This window comes from Paraburkholderia unamae (genome assembly GCF_003268775.1).
Taxonomy (GTDB): domain Bacteria; phylum Pseudomonadota; class Gammaproteobacteria; order Burkholderiales; family Burkholderiaceae; genus Paraburkholderia; species Paraburkholderia unamae.
In genome coordinates, this window is the sequence record NZ_QLSU01000001.1 from 35026 (window position 1) to 53616 (window position 18591).

The following is an 18591-nucleotide window of genomic DNA, read 5'->3' on the forward strand; positions in this document are numbered from 1 at the left end:
CGCGGTCGTATCAGCCGTTGCCGGCGTCCTGCAACGCAAACGCCATGCGCCGCTGCGCCGCGTCGTAGCGACAGAGGACTTTCGCCCCCTCCTTCACGTCGCCCTTGAGCATCTCCTTCGCCAGCTCGTTTTCCACCGCCTGCTGGATCTGCCGCTTGAGCTCGCGAGCGCCGAATTCCGGCCGGTATCCCTCGGCGGCGAGATGGTCGATCACGCTCTCGTCGAAGGTCAGGTCGATATCCTGGCTGCGCGCCATCCGCTGGACCTGTTCTAGCTGTAGCCGCACGATCGAGCGAAGCTCGTCGCTGCTGAGCGGCTGGAACATGATGATTTCGTCGATGCGGTTCAGGAACTCGGGCCGGAAATGCTGGCGCAACTCGCCCATCACGGCGTTCTGCATCGATCCTTCGGCGCTGGAAAGGAACCCCGGCCCCGAGCGCTTCTGGCCCGAGACGACGTCCGAGCCAAGGTTGCTCGTCGCGATCACGATCGTATTGCTGAAGTCGACCACGCGCCCCTTGCCGTCGGTAAGGCGCCCGTCGTCGAACACCTGCAACAGCACGTTGTAGACGTCGGAGTGCGCCTTTTCGATTTCGTCGAGCAGGATCACGCAATAAGGACGGCGGCGCACCTTCTCGGTCAACTGCCCGCCCTCGTCGTAGCCGACGTAGCCCGGCGGCGAGCCGATGAGCCGCGACACCGCGTGCCGCTCCATGTACTCGCTCATGTCGATGCGCACGATGGCGTCCTCGTCGCCGAACACCACTTCGGCCAGCGCCTTCGCGAGTTCGGTCTTGCCCACGCCGGTCGGCCCGAGGAACAGGAACACGGCCGTGGGCCGGCGCCCGCGCCGCAGCCCGGCGCGCGAGCGGCGCACCGCGTCGCTCACCGCGACGATTGCCTGCTCCTGGCCGATCACACGCTCGTGCAGGCGCACTTCCATTTCGAGCAAGCGCGTGCGCTCCTCGGCGGTCAGTTGCGTGACCGGCACGCCCGTGAGCTTCGACACGATCTCGGCCACGTCCTCGTTCGTCACGTCGGACGTGACCGAGCCGAGCTGGCCTTTCCATTCGCTCGTGGCCTGCGTGAGCGACTTCTCCTTGTCGGCGATCGGCTCGTCGAGCGTGTGGGCGCGCTCGAAGTTCTTGCGCGTGGCCGCGTAGTCCTGTTCGCGGCGCAACTGCGCCAGCTCCGCTTCGAGTTCGAGGATCGCGGCAGGCCGCGAGGTGGCCGAAAGATGCACGCGCGCCGCAGCCTGGTCGACGAGGTCGATCGCCTTGTCGGGCAGGAAGCGGCCCATCACGTAGCGGTCCGATAGTTCGGCGGCCGCGACGAGCGCGTCGTCGCGAATCGTGACGTGGTGATGAACCTCGAGCTTGTCGCGCAAGCCGCGCAGGATGTTGATCGTCTGATCGACGCTCGGCTCCGACACGAACACGGGCTGGAAGCGCCGCTCGAGCGCCGCGTCCTTCTCGATGTACTTCTGGTACTCCGAGAGCGTCGTCGCCCCGATCAGGTTCAGCTCGCCGCGCGCCATGGCCGGCTTGAACACGTTGGCGATATCGAGGCCGCCTTCGTTGCCGCCCTGGCCCGCGCCCACGATCATGTGGACTTCGTCGATGAAGAGCACGAGGCTCTCGCGCTGCGCCGAGATTTCCTCCATCACGCCCTTCACGCGCTCTTCGAATTCGCCGCGATACTTCGCGCCCGCGATCAACCCGTTGACGTTGAGCTCGACGAGCCGCCGCCCGCGCAGCGACTCCGGCACGTCGCCGTTGAGCATGCGCTGCGCGAGCCCTTCGGCAATGGCCGTCTTGCCCACGCCCGGCTCGCCGATCAGCACCGGGTTGTTCTTGCGCCGCCGCGCGAGCACTTCCACCACCGTCTCGATCTCGCTGGAGCGGCCGATCACGGGGTCGAGCTTGCCCTCGCTCGCAAGGGCGGTGAGGTCGCGGCTGTACTGGTCGAGTTGCGGCGTCGCGCTCGGACCTTTCGCGGCGGGCCGCTCGCGCTTGTCGCCCTGGGCCTCCACGAGCCCCTGGAGCACCTTCTGGGGCGTGACGCCGTAGCGGCCGAGCAGATGCCCCGCGAAGCTCTCCGGCACCTGCGTAAGCCCGAACAGCAGATGCTCGGGCGCCACGTAGCTGTGGCCCAGTTCGCGCGAAACGAGAAACGCGCGGTCGAGTGCGCCCTTCAGGCGCGGCGAGACGCCGATGCGGCCGTCTTCGGGCGTGCCCGTGCCTTCGCGCTTTTGCGCATTGGCGTCGATGAACGCGCGCACGTCGTCGGGCTGAATGCCCAGGCGCTTGAGGATGGCCGCGCCGGCATCATTGCCCGCGAGTTCGTAAAGCAGATGTTCGGTGTCCACCTCGCGGCGCCCGAACTGCACCGCGCGCTCGGCCGCGCGTTGCAGCAATTCGCGCGCCACGTCGCTGAAGTAGCGCTCGACGATCGCGCCGTCGCCCGCCTCCATGGCCTGCGCGACGGGTTCCTGCGGCGCGCCGCCGCCCTGCTGCGAAGCGCGGAACAGCGACTCCAGCGGGCTCAACGTGCGTTGATGCCGGGTGAGCTGCGCATAGTGATAATCGCAGACATCGAGAAAGCGCCGTCTGCCGTCCTGCAACACGGCGACCCGCACCGTCGCGGGGCGCACGCCGCAGATATCGCAGTTGAACTGAGCCATTTCCTCTCCTTGGAAGCGGTGCGCGGCGCACGTGAGGCCGCCGCCCGCGACCGGAGCCGGGACGAAGCGTGCCGCCACGAGCGCCGCTGAATGCTCTAACGAATGCCGTCGCGAAATTCAGACGTCATCGTAACGTCGAATCGAACGGCGCGTCGTCAAGGAGACGTTTTGCGTCTGGATCGGATTGGCTTTGCCCGGTCAAACGTCTTGACGGGTAGCCGGCTCGCCCGCGTCGCGCACGCCGGCCGCCGGGTCGCGTATCCACGCCGTCAGCAAGGTGGAAGACACCGCGAGAATCACCGGCCCGATAAAGAGCCCGACGATGCCGAAGGCGAACAAGCCGCCGAGCACGCCGGAGAGTATCAGCAGCATCGAAAGATTGACGCCGCGCCGGATCAGCACGGGGCGCACCAGGTTGTCGAGCATGGCGACCATCACGGACCACACCGCGAGCAGGATGGCCACGACGTGCGCGTCGTGCATGAACAGCCAGATCACGCCGCCGAGCAGCGGCAGCGTGGGACCGATCTGCGCGAGGCAGAGCATGAGCATCACGGCCGTGAGCACGCCCGCGCCCGGCACCCCGGCCACGGCGAGGCCGATGCCGCCCAGCGCCGACTGGAGGATCGCCGTGACGACGATGCCGAGCGCCACGGCGCGAATCGAAGCGCCCGCGAGCTTCACGGCCTGCTCGCCATAGGCCGGAGCGACGCGGATCGCGAAGCGCGTGACATAGGCGGCGGCGTGCTCGCCCTGGCTGTACAGGATGCCCGTGATGATGATCGTAATGAACATGTGCATGACGAACACGCCCACCGAGGCGGCATGGCCGATCAACCAGTGGGCGGCGATGGTCGCGTAGGGCTCCAGTTGCGCGAGCAGGCCGCCGGGGCCCGCATCGGAGAACTCCTGCCATTTGCCCGCAATGCGCTCGCCCACCACGGGAATCTCGCGAATCCACTCCGGCGGCGACGTCAACGCATAGTCGGGCAGCTTGCGGATCACGTCCATGATTTCGCCGCCGTGCACAGCGAGCGTCGACACGGCTTCATAGAGCGGCAGGACGATCACCACGAGGAGGATCACCAGCATCACGAGCGTGGCGAGCCAGCGGCGGTTGCCGCAGCGCCGCTCTATGCCGATCATGGCGGGCCACGTCGCGACGACGATGGTCGTGGCCCAGATCAGCCCTGGGAGGAACGGGCGCATCACATAGAGGCTGCCGATCGTCAGCGCGCAAAGTATCGCGACGATGAACAGAATGCGGGCAAGGTCCGGCGTGGCTTGCGGCTTCACTTACATCTCCTGGCTGCGGGGCGCGCGTCACGGCGCCGACGCGCTAGTCTATCCCGGATACGTGACACAACCTACCCAGATGGGACGCGCCCGAGGCGCGCGGCCCGGCCGTACCCCGCATCAGGCCACGCCGCCCCACTGACCGGCGCGCCCCGGAAACGCATGCGAGCGCCGGGCAAACGCCAGCAAACGCCCGATTCATTCGCATTCTTAACTGAATGCGCGGCGGCGAGCGCGGGGCGCGCATGCAGCCTGCGGCGCACTCTGGAATAATGCCTGTTTCCCCGACCCTGCACCCGACCAGAGCGCTCCATGTCCGCAACCGATACGAAACTCCCCTGCGTGCTCCTGACCAACGACGACGGCATCGACGCCCCCGGCCTCGCCGTGCTCGAAGCCGTGGCCGCCGAGCTGGCGCACGAAGTCTGGGTCGTCGCGCCCGAGCACGACCAGAGCGGCACCTCGCACTCCATCAGCCTGCACACGCCGCTGCGCGTGAGCCGCCGCGGCGAGCGGCGCTTCGGCGTGCTCGGCACACCCGGCGATTGCGTGGTGATGGCGGTGCGCCAGTTGATGGGCGACGTGCGGCCCTCGCTCGTGCTTTCGGGCATCAACCGCGGCGGCAACCTCGGCGTGGAAACGATGTTCTCCGGCACGGTGGGCGCGGCCATGACGGGCCTGTTGCTCGGCCTGCCGTCGATCGCGCTGAGCCAGACCTTCCGCGACCGCGACCACGTGCGCTGGGACACGGCCCGCGCGCTCGCGCCGGACGTGATCCGCCGCCTCGCCGCGGTCGCGCACGACGCACCCGTCTGCCTGAACGTGAACTTCCCCGATATCGACGCGAGCGCGGCCGGCCCGCTCACGGTCACGCGCCAGGGCGTGGGGCTCGTGCAGGGCATCGACGTCGTGCCGCAGATCGACCCGCGCGGCATGGACTACCACTGGCTGCGCTTTAACCGCGGCCCGCGCGAAAACAGTCCCGACAGCGAAACGGCCGTGGTGAACGCCGGGCGCGTTTCGGTCACGCCGCTGCACTTCGAGCGCACCGACGAAAAGACCTTCGCCACGTTGCAGGCGGCGCTGGCCGGCGCCGCCTGAGCCTCACTCGCGAGCGGCCGCCATGGCCGTTTCGATCGCTCGGCGAATGTCATCAGGAATGCCGATCGATCGATGGGTGTCGAGCGAGGTCGTGACGATGGTCTGGCGCGCCGCCATGCGCAGCACGCCGTCCACGCCCGTGCAGGCCCACGCGAGCGTGAGCGAAGCCTCGCCGAGCCGCACGACCTCGAGCGACAACCAGACCTCGTCGCCCATCTTGCTGATGGCCTTGAAGTCCACTTCGAGCCGCACGGTCGGCATGCCCACACGGCGCACGCCCAGCACGCCGTGATAGCCCTCCTGCGGCAGCATTTCGTCGAACCACGACTCGACGAGGTCGTTGAACAGGACGAAATACTGCGGATAGAAGACGATGCCGGCCGGATCGCACTCCGAGAAGTGGATCTTGTGCTTGCGGCGGAAGGTGGGCATCCCCACGCGGGTATCTGCGCTCATTGCCGTACTCGCGCCGCTCAGATCACGAGGCGCGAGACCTTCACGCCTTCGAGCGACACCCCCGCCATGAGGCCGCCGTTGGTCAGCACGAACGCTTCGACGGGGCTCATGGCGGTCGAGGTATCGACATTGCCGTTCGCCCCCACGGTGACCACCGCGACCGTGGCGTCCGCGCCGGCCGACCATCCCTGGCTGCTGGTGAAGTCGTCGAGCGCAACCGGATTCATGAACGCGAAGATGATGGCCTTGGACTGGGCCCCGATCTGCAAGCCGAACGAGCCCGCCACCGTGCTGTAGTAGCCCGTGGTGCGGCCCTGCACGCGCAGCGCGCCGGTGCCGTACTGACCGCCGATCCAGAAGCCTGCCGCCAACACCTGCGGAAAGACGAGCACGCCGCTCGCCTTCGAAATCAACTCCTGCGAGCCGCTCACCGTGCTGTAGAGCCGCGTGAGCGTGCTGTCCACGCCCGCGTCGATGGCGTTGCGCTTGGCCGCGTTCTGCGCGGCGCTGTCCTGCGAACCCAGCGGGGTCGTCGTGCAGCCGGCAAGCGCAAAGCCGCTTGCGGCGAGCGCGGCGCTGGAATTGAGTATGAATTGACGTCGGCGCATTGCGGTGTTCCTGTGGATAGGTGACTTCGATTGCCCGCGCCGGCCGCGCTATTGCCTGGCCGTGCGCAAAGCCCTACAGGATAGCGCGCAGGGGCGCGGGCCTGGAAAATTCGCGGGCCGATACGCCACGGCAGTCGCGCGCGAAGGGGCGCGCCGCCGCGTGGCCGGCCGGCACTCGCGCCCGTGACCGCCATCCTTGGGGGTATAGGACCATGCGCCGCGCATGGAGTTCGCTCCCCGGCATCAGGGTGTTCCCGCCCTTCGGTGCGATGCAGCATGGCTCCACTTCTCGAAATCCTTCTATGTCGACGCGGCACCCCGCTCGCTACATTGGGGTCATGTCTCGACGAGGTCTGCCGCAACGGCCGCCGCCCTCGCCCCGAGCCCGACATCCGAGGAGAACCGCCATGCCCAACAGCACGCCAGACCGTACGCCGCAACCGCGCAGCCAGGCGCTGTCGCGTGCCTGCGAATACCTGAGCGGCGCGGGCATCTATCTGCTGCCGGTCTTCTACGTCAGCTTCGTCGCCATGCTGTTCCTGCTGTGGCGCTCGCCCGCCGGCGCCTTCTGGCTGCCGGCCGCCGCCGGCGCGCTGGGCGGTTCGATGGGCGTCTGGGCGCTGGTATTCCACGTGGCGAGCGCGAAATGGGCGAACTCGCGAGAACCTGCGGCCACTCGCCCTGCGGCGCCGCTTGCCGCGACGCGCTCCGTCCCGCTGCGCTTCGTCCAGATGACCACGCGCACGTGCAGCCACGCCTGCACCTCGTCCAGCGGCGCGCGCTCGCAGTTCACGGTGTCGTGCTTCCACGCCCACTGCCCGGCCGCCACGCCGGCGAAAAAGGCCGCCCGGCCGCCCTACGCCAACTCAGACAAACATCAGTAAGGCCTGACATATAATCAGTGACACGATGGCAGAGCGGCGCAATCGCTGAAGCCTGACTCTGCTGGCATGGCCCTTGGGGTTTTCCGACTTCAGGCGACTCTCTCACGCCCATGACGAATGCGACGCAAGACGTGCGGGTCGTGGTGGCCGACGACCATCCAGTCGTGCTGACAGCGATCAGCGACTACCTCAACGGCATGCCGGGCTTCAAGGTGATCGCTACAGCCAGCACCGGCGCTGCCCTCATCGACACCTTGCGCGAGAGCGCGTGCGATCTCATCGTCACGGACTTCTCGATGCAAGGCGAAGTCGAAGACGAAGACGGGCTGCGGCTCATCAGCAGGCTGCGCCGGCTCCACCCCGACACGCCAGTCGTCGTATTCACGATGCTCACCAACGGCGGCATCCTGCACGAACTCGCGCAACTCGGCGTGTCCGGGCTGATCGGCAAGGACGAGCCGATTCCCGCACTCGGCGAAGTCTGCCGTCGCGCGCTCGCGCAGGCGGGCACCGCGCTTTCCGCCCGCATTGCCGAGCGCCTCGCGAAAGAAGGTTCGAACTCCGACGAATTCCAGCGCAATCAACCGCTCTCGCCGCGCGAGCTGGAAGTGGTGCGCCTCTTCGCGCTCGGCCTGAGCGTGACCGAAATCTCAAAGCGGCTGAACCGCTCGGTGACCACCGTCGCCACGCAAAAGCGCGCGGCCATGCGCAAACTCCACCTCGAATCGAATGCCGACCTGATCAGGTACGCCAGCGAAAACGGATTCGCGTAATGCCGCGCTCCGCGTATCGGAACGGCTTCGCTCATACCTCGCCCTATGAAGCGCTCGGCGCGCTCGAGCGCAACCTGAAACGCGAACGGCGCGTGTTCGCGATGCTCACGGGCCTTCTGATTTTCGCGGCGCTGTGCATGGCGGCCATCGCGATCGCCAGCGTCACGTTCGCCTCGCTGCGCACGCAGGCCTTACGCGCCCGCACCACCAGCGCGCAAGTCGACGCGCTGATCGAGCGTCAGCACACCCTGGTCATCGGCACACAAGTCGTCCTTTCACTCGAAAGCGCATCCCCACGCGCAGGGCCGCCGGACGACAACGCGCCGGCGCCGTGCGCGCCGACCTTCGCGGGCCTGAACGGCGCGCCCGAATTGCGCGCGGCCTGCAATCGCACCGTGCGGCTCGCGAGCGCGGTCTCTCCCGACGCGCCCCTGCTGTTGCTGGCGGCGGACGGCAGCGCCGCGTACGGCTACCGGCTCGGCCCGGCCGCCCACGAGCCGACGCAATCGCTGGAGGACGCCGCAGCGCACGCGCGCCTGCTCGCCGACGCGGTGCTTCTGCGCATGACGGCGCGCGCAACGGACCCGGTTAGGGCCGCACGCGAACTGAAAGTCATCTGGTTCCGGCCTCCCGCGGCACTCGGCTTCCCGGATTCGCTCGTGCTCGGCGCGCTGAGCGTGCTCAAGGACGGCAAGCCCTATGCGTTCGTGCTGACGAGCGTCGATCTCGCCGCGTTCGATCGCATTGCACGCGACAACGACTCGCGCGTCATGCCCACGCTGTTCGACGCCGAGGGCGCCATGCTCGCCGGCCCGCTCTCGGCGCCCGCCGCGCAATTGCTCGACAGGCGCATCGCGAACCTCCCGACCGGCTCGTTCCATGCGCTCGCGCGCTTTGGCTGGGTGCTGCGCGAACAACCTCTCGCGTACGGCTTCGGCCGCTACATCGTGACGCTCTCGTGGGGCCAGCAGTTCGCGCTGATTCGCTTGCCGCTCCTCATCATCCTCGCGCTCACGGCCGCGCTCGTGGCAATGCTCATCACGCTCTCGCACTACTGGAACCGCCGCGTGCTCACGCGCACTTATGACGAGGCGAGCCGAGCGCTCGAAGGCGAGCTGCTCAACCATCTGCTCGTTCACGCCACGCCGGTCGGCCTGTGCATCGTGAGGCGCAGCAACTTCGAGATCGTCGTGGCGAACCAGATCGTGCGCAACGTGCTCGGGCTCGACGCGAACGCCACGCGCCTGCCGAACACGTTGTGCGCCGAATTCGAAAAGCACCTGCCCTGGCCCACGCCCGCGCACAGCGACGACGAAACGCCGGTGTACGAACTGCCGTACTCGCTCGAGCGCCCCGGCGAAGAGGGCCTGCATCTCGCCATCACTTATGCGCCCGCCACGATGAACCGCGAAGACGTGATGTTCTGCGCGGTCGCCGACATGTCGAAGCACTACGAGGTCGAGCGGCTGCTGCGCGAGGCCAAGCGCATGAGCGACGAAGCCGCCCGCGCGAAAGTGAGCTTCTTCGCCGCGATGAGCCACGAAATCCGCACGCCGCTCGCTTCGCTCGTCGGCAATATCGAACTCGTCGCGCGTGGGCCGCTCGCGCCCGAACAGGGTGCGCGCGTGCAGGCCATGCAGATTTCCGCGGCCGAGTTGCTACAGATCGTGAGCGACGTGCTGGACTTTTCGAAGATCGACGTGGGGCAGATGAAGCTCACGGAGGCGCCCGGTTCGATCGCGGGACTGCTCGGCCGCATCGCGCTCGCGCATGCTCCGCTCGCCGTGCGTCAGCGCCTGCCGTTCTTCCTCGTGATGGACCGCGCGATCCCCGCGCAACTTCACTTCGACGCCGTGCGGCTTGCGCAGATCGTCAACAACCTGCTGAGCAACGCCTTCAAGTTCACCCGCTCGGGCAAGATCGTGCTGCGCGCGAGCTGGCGCGAAGGCGCGCTGGAGATCGGCGTGAGCGACTCCGGCGGCGGCATTTCCGACGACCTCAAGCAGCATCTCTTCAAGCCCTTCACGCAAGGCGACGGCCAGCGCCTCACGCAGGCGCGCGGCACCGGCCTCGGGCTTTCGATCTGCGCGCGCCTCGCCCAGCTGATGCACGGGCGCATCGCACTCGACAGCACGCTTGGCGTGGGCACGCGCGTGACGGTCACGCTGCCGCTAAGGGCCGAGGGCGAGACCACCGCGGGCGAGGAATGGACGCTGCACGACGCGCACCCCGCCATCCTGTGCCGCGCGCCCGAAAACCGCGAATGGCTCGCCAACCTGTTCGACGCCCGCGCGAGCGCGCCGACCTTCCTGAGCCTCGATGAACCGCCGCGCGAGGGCACGTTCGACTATCTGCTCGTGACCGACGAGTTCGCCCGCGACGACGTCGCGCCGCTCTGGGGTGAGAGCGCGAAGATCGTGTGGCTGCGCCAGGACGGACCGCTCGTGCCGCTGGAGCTGGGAGGCGGCGCGGTCGAGGTGAGCCTCTACAGCCTCGCGGGCATCCGCGCCGCCACGCAGATGATCGTGCGCGGCGGGGGCGCCTCGACGGCCGGCACGCCCCAACCGGAAACCAGTGTGCAACTGGAAGGCGGACAGTTCGCATCCCTGAATGTCCTCATCGCCGAAGACAATCTGCTGAACCGCGGGCTGCTGCGCGACCAGTTGCGCACGCTGGGTGCGAACGTGATCGAAACGAAGGACGGCGAGGAAGCGCTCGCGCGGCTCGGCGAGCGCGAGGTGGATCTCGTGCTCACCGACCTGAACATGCCGGGCATGAACGGCAACGCGCTGCTCGAAGCAACGCGGGCAAAGTTCCCCGATCTTCCTGTTTATGCATTGAGTTCCAACGCCTTGCCCGAGCAGATCGCGCAAGGACGCGCACTGGGCTTCACCGACTACCTCACCAAGCCGCTCGCCCTCGCCGAGCTTGCGCGTGTGCTGTCGGACGTATCGGCACGCACACCGGCTTCGCAAGATACAGCGACCGCGCAGGACTCCGAAACAGACACGGCGCAAGAACTGCCGCGCTTTCCGGCGCTCACCGCCCCGCTTGCCGGACTCTTCATCGAGCAGGCCGAACGCGACATCGCCGATTACGCGCAAATCGCGCAGCAGCGCGACTTCAAGCGCTTGCGCGACTGGGCACACCGCGTCTCGGGCGGCCTCGCGGTTCTCGGCCCTTCGATGCTCAACGAAGCCTGCCTCGAACTGCGCGCGACGACGCGAGAAGCCGGGCAGTGGACCGATGACGTCGGCGATCTCGCGGCCGCCGTGGCGGCCGAACTCAACGCCATGCGCGTTCAAGCGGCGTCTCGCGACGCCGCTTGAACGCATGTTTCTCGCTCAGCGCGAACGCTTGAGAAACATCGGCGCTTCGAGGGACGCTTCGTTCGGGCAATCGTCGTTCTGCAAACGCACGCACCACTGGCGCAATGCGGTTTCATCGAGCGGACAGCGCACAGGACTGCTCGGCGTCACGGGGTGATGCACGGCAAGCCGCAGCGCGAAGCTCTTCGGCAGCACGAGGTCGCAGGGCGAGGTCTTGCTCGTGCGAGGCATCTCGCCGCCATCGTGTTCGCCACGATGCTCGGGCAGACGTGGAGTCCAGCGCACACCGGGCGCGCGGCGCAGAAAAAAGACGGACATGGACGTTCCCGCCCTTGGCGGACGGCTCCTGGGTCGTATCGGATAGCTCGATAGTCGCCCTCGCCGGGCGCTGCGACCATCGAAACCCTTCGAAAACGCGCGCGGGCGCGACATAGCGCCGCGCTTATGGCACGCCTCAACGCGGCCCGTGAGCGTGCGCAAACGCGGTGCGCCGTGTTAGACTGCGCCGCGCATTCATTCTCATTCTCATGAATCCACGCAAGCATTCACTGCTGACCGCATGGCTTGGCCTCGTCGCCATGTGGCTCATCGTGCTTGCGCCGCTCGTGAGCCAGCTCGCCGCCGCGCACCGCGCGCACGAGCCGGACGCCCCGCTCTGCTCGGCCTTGCAGCCGGCACAAAGCGCACCGCATCTTTCGCACGACGATGCATTCGGCGCCTGCGGCTACTGCCACCTGCTCGAACACCACGTGGCGATGCCTTCGGTCGCCGCGCCCGAGCCGCTTTTCTCCATCGCCGTCGCGCTCGATACCATCGCGCCGCCGGTCACGCACGACCTCCCGCTCGGCGCATTCCCTTCGGGGCGGCCACGCGCCCCACCGCTCCTTTCCTGAGATTTGCCGATACCGGCCGCGTGATCGCGACTTGCTCGTGACCCGCTCGTCATTCGTCTGCGCAACGCTCGTGATCTGTTCGTGAACAACACACGAAACAGGCACAAGCAGCAGTCGCAAGCAGCGCGCGACTGGCTTGCGCGCGCAACGAGCACGCATGGCGCGCTGCCGTTCGCCCTTCGTCTACAGGAAAGGATTTCATGTCCACGCTCGCCACGCGTGGCGCTGCCGTTCGCCCACGCGAACGCGCAACGCCGCGCGCGCAGCGGCATGCCGTGCGCCTCGCGCTCGGTGTGCTGCCGCGCGTTTTTCCGCCCCTTTTGCCGCTCGCCCTGGTCGCCCCCGTTGCGACGCATGCCGCCGAAAACCAAGCCCCCGACACCGCCACGCTGCCCACAGTCACGGTGAGCGCGAGCACCGCAAGCAGCGGCTCGGGCGGCGCCGCCACGCCCGCCGTCGATCCGAACCTGCCCGCGACGGTGGAAACCGTCACGCCCGCGCAGTTCGACAACTGGAACGTCGTCAACACCGAGGACGTGCTCAAGTATCTGCCCAACCTCGCGGTGCGCAAGCGCTTCGTGGGCGACCTGAACTCGATCATCGCCGTGCGCGGCACGAGCAACACGCAGAGCGCGCGCGGCCTCGTCTACGCGGACGGCCTGCTGCTCTCGAATCTCCTCGGCAACAGTTACACGTTTCCGCCGCGCTGGTCGATGGTGTTTCCCGACCAGATCCAGCAGGTCGACGTGATCTACGGGCCGTTCTCCGCGCTCTATCCCGGCAACTCGCTCGGCGCGACCGTGCTCATCACCACGCGCATGCCAAAGCAGTTCGAAGCGAACGCGGACGTGAAGGCGTTCACGCAGCACTTCAGCCTTTATGGCGTGAACCAGAACTTCAACGGCAGCGAGATGAGCGCGTCGATCGGCGACCGCATCGGCAAGTTCTCGTACCTGCTCGGCGTGAACCATCTGGAGAACACGAGCCAGCCGTTGCAGTTCGCCACGCTCGCACAGTCGACGAAACCCGCGCAGCCCGGCGACATTCCGGTGCATGGCGCGTACGTCTACAACAACCAGACGAACACGCCGACCGTCGTGCTCGGCGTGAACGGCGAAGGCATCGAGCACACGGTGCAGGACCAGTTCAAGCTGCGCATGCAGTACGACTTCACGCCTACCGTGCAAGGCGGCGTGACGCTCGGCTACTGGCACCAGACCTACGACAGCGCGACTTCGACCTTCCTGTACGACGCGAACGGCAATCCCGTGTACAGCGGCCGGGTCTCGATCAACGGCTACGAGTACACCATTCCCGCCGCGGCGCTCGCACCGAGCCGCGGCTGGAGCGAAAACTGGCTTTACGGCGCAACGCTGCGCACACACCAGGCGAGCGGCTGGAACGCGGAGGCTATCGCTTCGTACTACGACGTAAGCAACAGCGTCGCGCGCACGGCGAATGCAGGCGGCCCCGGCAACGGTCCCGGCGTGATGACACTAGGCGACGGCACGGGCTGGAAGACGCTCGACCTCAAGACGACGTGGACACCCCACACGCCCGATGCGGGCCTCATGGCCCACTGGCTCACCTTCGGCTATCACTACGACAACTACACGCTCGACAACCGCACGTACAACACGCTCGCGTGGCGCGATGGCGGCGCGGCCGGCTTCGCCAACGCCTTCGCGGGCAAGACCGAAACCCAGGCGTTCTACGCGCAGGACGCGTGGCGCTTCCTGCCGCGCTGGAAACTCGTGTACGGCGTGCGCTACGAGGACTGGCGCGCCTACGACGGCTATCAGGCACTGGGCGGCGTGAACCTGCCCTATGCGAACGTGGGCGACCGGCACCTTTCTCCCAAGGCGTCGCTCTCGTTCGACGTGACCGACGACCTGACGCTGCGCGCGTCGATCGCGCGCGCCTATCGCTTCCCCACCGTGAGCGAACTTTTCCAGGGCCAGGTGAACGGCTCGTCGATCGTCAACAACAATCCGAACCTGCGCCCCGAGGACGATCTCTCGAAGGAACTCAGCGCGGAATGGGCGCACTGGAACGGCCTCTTTCGCCTGACGCTCTTTCAGGACGACGTGAAGAACACCATCTTCAGCCAGACCGATACGACCGTCATCCCCAACGTCACCAACTTCCAGAACATCGGCAAGGTGCGCTCGCGCGGCGTGGAAACGAGCTATCAGGGCGAGGACGTCATGCTGCATGGCCTCGATCTCGCGGCGAGCGTCGCCTATACGCAGTCGAAGATCCTGGAGAACGCGCAAAACCCCGCGACCGTCGGTAAGTACTTCTACCGGATTCCGTTGTGGCGCGCGAACCTGGTCGCGACCTACCGCTTCGACGCGCACTCGGCGCTCACGCTGGCCGCGCGCTACTCGGGCCGCCAGTACAACACGCTGACGAACACCGACACGAACCCGAACGTGTTCGGCGGCACGAGCACCTATGCGGTCGTCGACATGAAGTTCACCTACCGGCCGACGAAGAAAAGCCAGATAGGCGTGGGCGTCGACAACCTCTTCGACACGCGCTACTTCGTCTATCACCCGTACCCCGGCCGCACGTTCTACCTCGAAGCGAAGCTCGGAATTTGAGCGGCTCGCCCGCAACCGTGTTCGCAACCGACCGAATCGCCAATGCAACCGAGCCGTCATGGCTCAACAAGGAGCATTCCATGTCAACGACATCCGGCCACACGAGCGCCGCCCCGGCCACCCGCAGCGCGCCCGCCGCCAACGCGGCCCAGCCCGGCTACCGCACGCTATGGCGCTGGCATTTTTATGCGGGCCTGTTCGTCATGCCCTTGCTGATCGTGCTCGCCGTCACGGGCACGATCTACTGCTTCCAGCCGCAAATCGAGCCGCTGCTGTACCCGCACCGGCTCGTCGTCGCACCGGCGGCCACGCCGCGCCTGCCCACCGACGCGCTGCTCGCCCGCGCCCAGGCCGCCTTGCCCGAGGGCGCGCGCGCGCTGCGCGCGCATGTCGAGGCGAATCCCGCACGCAGCGCGGAATTCGTGTTCGCACTGCCGGGCGGCAGCAAGGAGAGCGTCTACGTGAATCCCTACGATGGCGAGGTGCTCGGCACGCTCGACGTCGATCGCCGCTTCATGCAGGTGGACCGCATGCTGCATCGCAAGCTGCTGCTCGGCAAGCCGGGCGAATTGCTGATGGAGTTGGCCGCCTGCTGGACGCTCGTGATGATCGGCACGGGCATCGCCCTCTGGTGGCCGCGCGCGGGCGCGTCGTGGCGAGCCGCGCTGCTGCCGCGCCTCGGTGCGCGCGGGCGGCCGTTCTGGAAGAGCGTGCATGCGAGCGTCGGCATCTGGCTCGCCGTGGGCGCGCTCGCGTTCGTGGTGAGCGGCTTGCCGTGGACCGGCTCGTGGGGCAAGCAGTTCAAGGCGCTCGCCACGCGCGCGAATCTGGGCGCGCCCGCGGGCGCGTGGGGTGGCGGACTCGCGCTGAAATCGGCGCTGCCTGGCGCGCCGGCCGCAGCCGCCCCGGCCCCCAGCGCCGCCACGACGGATGCGCACGCGGGCCACGACATGTCCTCGATGCCGGGCATGGTGATGGACGACCTGCCGCTGCCGAACGTGCCCTGGGCCGTGGGCGCAGTGGGCGTGCCGCGCTCGCCCGATACCGCCCATGCGCCGGGCGGCGGCACCGTACCGCACCGCTGGACGCTCGATCAGGTGGTCGCGCAGATGCGCGATCTCGGCATCGACGCCGGTTACGACATCGTGCTGCCGGGCAAGCCCGACGGCGTCTACACCGTCTCGTACTTTCCGGCCGATCCGAAGGCTGAGCGCACGCTCTATATCGACCAGTACAACGGCAGCGTGCTCAAGGACATCCGCTACGCGGATTACGGCGCGGTTTCGCAGGCGATTTCGTATGGCACGTCGCTGCACATGGGCCGCTATTTCGGGCTCGCGAACCAGTTGATCTGCGCGGCGATTTCGCTGGGCCTCGCCGCGCTCGCGGTCACGGGCTTCGTGATGTGGTGGCTGCGACGGCCCGCGCGCACGGCCACCGGCGCGCTGGGTGCGCCCGCACGCGAGCGCGCCGCGCCGCCGCTGCGCGCCTGGAAAACCGGCCTCGTGCTGCTCGGCATCGTGTTCCCGCTGATGGGCGCGACGCTCGTGGCCGTCTGGCTGCTCGACCGTCTCGCCTTCGGCCGCGCCACGCGGTTGACCGCTTCATGAAATCTGCGCGCGCAGCCGCGCTGCGGTAATCTGCGGACACAAATCTGTCTGAACCTGGCGGCGCCATCCGGTTTCAAACGGATATCTCCGGAGATTATCGTGTTGCGGTTCATATCGACACTGGGGGCGGCGGCGGTCCTCGCCGGCTGCGCCGTCGCGCCGTACGGCTATCCGTACTATGACGGGAGCGGCTACCCGTATTACTACAGTTACCCCTACTACGGCTACCCATACGCCTATGGCTATGGCTACTACCCCGGCTATTTCGGCTTCGGGTATGGCGGCGTGGCCATCTGGGGCGGCGGCGGTTGCTGCTACCACGGCTGGCATGGCGGTGGCTGGCACGGCGGCCACGGCGGCGGCTGGCATGGCGGCGGCGGAACGTGGCAAGGCGGCGGTGGCGGCATGGGCCACGGCGGCGGGCACAGCCACTAGCCGCTGTTAGCGATTGCCGGCCGCTACCGGAAGCTACCCACAGCCACCCGCGCGGCGTCGCCGCCAACGCCGCCGCGCTTACACGCGCCCGTTCACCGGAATCGAAGCGCCCGTGACCGCCTGCGCCTGCGCGCCGAGCAGGAATGCGATCACCTCGGCGATCTCACGCGGCTGCACCCAGCGCGTGAAATCGGCGTCGGGCATGTCGGCGCGGTTCTGCGGCGTGTCGATGATGCTTGGCAAGATCGCGTTCACGGTCACGCCCTTGTCCTTCACTTCCTCAGCGAGCGCCTCCGTCAAGCGCGCCACGCCCGCCTTCGAAGCCGAATACGCCCCCATGCCGAGCCCCGCCTTCTGCCCGGCCCCCGCGCCGATGTTGACGACGCGCCCGGCGCCGCTCGCCACCAGCCAGGGCAGCGCGGCCTTCGAGGCATTGAGCGCCGTCTTCACGTTCAAATCGAACATCAGGTCCCAGGTGCGCGCATCGCCGTCGCCGATGGTCTCCCAGCGGAACGCGCCCGCCACGTTCACCAGCGCGTCGAGTCCGCCCAGCCGCTCGTGCAGCGTGTCGAACGCGGCCTGCGCAGCCGCCGCATCGACGAGATCGACGCCGCCCAGGCACAGCGCGCCGGCGAGCGCGGCGGGCAGCGTCGCCGCCGCGGGCACCGCGCCCCGCCCGATCAGCGCCAGGCGCGCGCCGCGCTCGGCCAGCAATTGCGCCGTGGCCATGCCGAGGCTGCCAAAGCCGCCCGTCACGGCGACCACCTTGCCGTTCAATCCGTTTTCCATGCTCATCTTCCTTCACTGATCCTGTTGCAATGCGGGCGCGGCACGCGCGCCGCTGGCGCCACGTTACGCGAGCGAGCACTATCCATCAACCTCACGCGTCCGTGCGCACCGCTGCGAGCGCGCGCTGCTTGCGCAAATTCTCGGTCGTTTCGCCCTGGCCGTCCGCGCGCCATCCCGGCGGCAGAAAGACGTAGCGCACGGCGGTCCAGACGTCTCTCGCAGTCAGGACATCGCGAACCAGCGTCGCCCAGTGCTCCAGTTCGACTACGAACGGATTGCGCGAGCGCACCGGCGTGACGAGGCCGAAGCGGCATGGTTCGTCGGCGCGCTCTTCGACCCAGGTGCCGAACAGGCGATCGAAAACGATCAGGACTCCGCCATAGTTCGCATCGAGGTAATCGACGTTCGACGCATGATGCACGCGATGATTCGACGGCGTGTTGAACACGTACTCCAGCCAGCCGAGCTTCGGAATCCACGTGTTGTGCAGCCAGAACTGATAGAGCAGATTGAACGAAAGGATGGCGAGCACGACCTCGGGGCGCACGCCGAGCCACACGAGCGGTGCGAAGAACATGGCGGGGCCGGTGAGCTTGCCGGTCCAGCCGAGCCGGTACGCCGAGGAAAGCGTCAACTGGTTCGGCGAATGATGGACCGCGTGCGTTGCCCAGAAGAAGCGCATGCGGTGCGACGCGCGGTGGTACCAGTAATAGCAGAACTCCTGCCCTATGAAGATCAGGAGCGCCAACGCAATGTTATCGATCTTCAGCGTGAAAAGCCGGTGCTCCCAGGCAAAGTCGAAGATGGGCGTAGCGAGCGAGAGCGGCAGCAACGCGAAGAGCTTGCGCCCCGCGAGGTCCACGAGCGACAGCCAAACTTCAGACCAATCGAAAGCCGCCTGTTGTTTCCGGTGCTTTCCGAACGTCAACACGCACGCTTCGATCAGCGAAACGGCGACGACGAACAGCGTGACATAAAGCGCGATTTTTCCTGTGGTGAGCATGATGGACCGTGTGCGAATTCGCGCGTCGGGCGCGGTGAGAAAAGACGCGTATGGCACGGGAACGAACCGGCGGCGCGTCGGATGAGACGCACTGTAGTGGCGCCGCGCGGGAAGCACCACGCGCA

General features: G+C 67.4%; 15 protein-coding genes. 8 read left to right on the top strand and 7 right to left on the bottom strand.

Features of this window, described 5'->3' with window-relative positions; all coding sequences use genetic code 11:
- Positions 1-10: 10 nt before the first annotated feature.
- Together C7401_RS00175 and ydiK are read right to left on the bottom strand one after the other, a co-directional pair.
- A complete protein-coding gene (locus C7401_RS00175; RefSeq protein ID WP_112169092.1) occupies positions 11-2683 on the bottom strand; it encodes an ATP-dependent Clp protease ATP-binding subunit in 2673 nt (890 codons plus the stop codon).
- Positions 2684-2881: 198 nt separating this feature from the next.
- Positions 2882-3979: an AI-2E family transporter YdiK gene (gene ydiK, locus C7401_RS00180; RefSeq protein ID WP_112169094.1), complete on the bottom strand. Its 1098-nt coding sequence runs from the start codon at positions 3977-3979 to the stop codon at positions 2882-2884.
- Between the two features lie 312 nt (positions 3980-4291).
- Here ydiK and surE point away from each other — a divergent pair, with 312 nt between their 5' ends.
- On the top strand, positions 4292-5080 hold the full coding sequence (surE, locus tag C7401_RS00185) for a 5'/3'-nucleotidase SurE (RefSeq protein ID WP_112169096.1): 789 nt from the start codon (positions 4292-4294) through the stop codon (positions 5078-5080).
- A gap of 3 nt (positions 5081-5083) precedes the next feature.
- On the opposite strand, the gene C7401_RS00190 is transcribed toward surE, so the two are convergent.
- On the bottom strand, positions 5084-5536 hold the full coding sequence (locus C7401_RS00190; RefSeq protein WP_208948896.1) for an acyl-CoA thioesterase: 453 nt from the start codon (positions 5534-5536) through the stop codon (positions 5084-5086).
- A 17-nt stretch (positions 5537-5553) separates the two neighbouring features.
- Positions 5554-6144: a BPSL1445 family SYLF domain-containing lipoprotein gene (locus C7401_RS00195; RefSeq protein ID WP_112169100.1), complete on the bottom strand. Its 591-nt coding sequence runs from the start codon at positions 6142-6144 to the stop codon at positions 5554-5556.
- 407 nt (positions 6145-6551) lie between these two features.
- Here C7401_RS00195 and C7401_RS00200 point away from each other — a divergent pair, with 407 nt between their 5' ends.
- From C7401_RS00200 to C7401_RS00210, 3 genes are all read left to right on the top strand, one after another.
- Positions 6552-7028: a hypothetical protein gene (locus C7401_RS00200; protein WP_112169102.1), complete on the top strand. Its 477-nt coding sequence runs from the start codon at positions 6552-6554 to the stop codon at positions 7026-7028.
- A gap of 110 nt (positions 7029-7138) precedes the next feature.
- Positions 7139-7801 (top strand): response regulator, encoded by a 663-nt coding sequence (locus tag C7401_RS00205; protein ID WP_112169104.1) that lies wholly within the window; start codon positions 7139-7141, stop codon positions 7799-7801.
- The gene (locus C7401_RS00210) at positions 7801-11130 is read left to right on the top strand and encodes an ATP-binding protein (protein WP_112169106.1); all 3330 of its coding nucleotides are present in this window, start codon (positions 7801-7803) and stop codon (positions 11128-11130) included. The genes C7401_RS00205 and C7401_RS00210 overlap by 1 nt, the downstream gene beginning before the upstream one ends.
- Before the next feature lie 15 nt (positions 11131-11145).
- Here the strand turns inward: C7401_RS00210 and C7401_RS00215 are convergent, their stop codons facing one another.
- Complete coding sequence (locus C7401_RS00215) at positions 11146-11448, bottom strand: hypothetical protein (protein WP_112169108.1); 303 nt, start codon at positions 11446-11448, stop codon at positions 11146-11148.
- Between the two features lie 209 nt (positions 11449-11657).
- On the opposite strand from C7401_RS00215, the gene C7401_RS00220 reads away from it, so the two are divergent.
- The 4 genes from C7401_RS00220 (at position 11658) to C7401_RS00235 (ending at position 16674) form a co-directional block, all read left to right on the top strand.
- On the top strand, positions 11658-12023 hold the full coding sequence (locus tag C7401_RS00220) for a DUF2946 domain-containing protein (protein WP_112169110.1): 366 nt from the start codon (positions 11658-11660) through the stop codon (positions 12021-12023).
- 200 nt (positions 12024-12223) lie between these two features.
- Positions 12224-14629, top strand: a complete 2406-nt coding sequence (locus C7401_RS00225) for a TonB-dependent receptor (RefSeq protein WP_112169112.1) — start codon at positions 12224-12226, stop codon at positions 14627-14629.
- Between the two features lie 80 nt (positions 14630-14709).
- A complete protein-coding gene (locus C7401_RS00230; RefSeq protein WP_112169759.1) occupies positions 14710-16239 on the top strand; it encodes a PepSY-associated TM helix domain-containing protein in 1530 nt (509 codons plus the stop codon).
- Positions 16240-16338: 99 nt separating this feature from the next.
- Positions 16339-16674, top strand: coding sequence for a hypothetical protein (locus tag C7401_RS00235; RefSeq protein WP_112169114.1), 336 nt, complete (start codon positions 16339-16341; stop codon positions 16672-16674).
- Between the two features lie 78 nt (positions 16675-16752).
- Here the strand turns inward: C7401_RS00235 and C7401_RS00240 are convergent, their stop codons facing one another.
- Positions 16753-17463: an SDR family NAD(P)-dependent oxidoreductase gene (locus C7401_RS00240; RefSeq protein ID WP_112169116.1), complete on the bottom strand. Its 711-nt coding sequence runs from the start codon at positions 17461-17463 to the stop codon at positions 16753-16755.
- Between the two features lie 91 nt (positions 17464-17554).
- Positions 17555-18466: a sterol desaturase family protein gene (locus C7401_RS00245; RefSeq protein WP_112169118.1), complete on the bottom strand. Its 912-nt coding sequence runs from the start codon at positions 18464-18466 to the stop codon at positions 17555-17557.
- Positions 18467-18591: the final 125 nt, after the last annotated feature.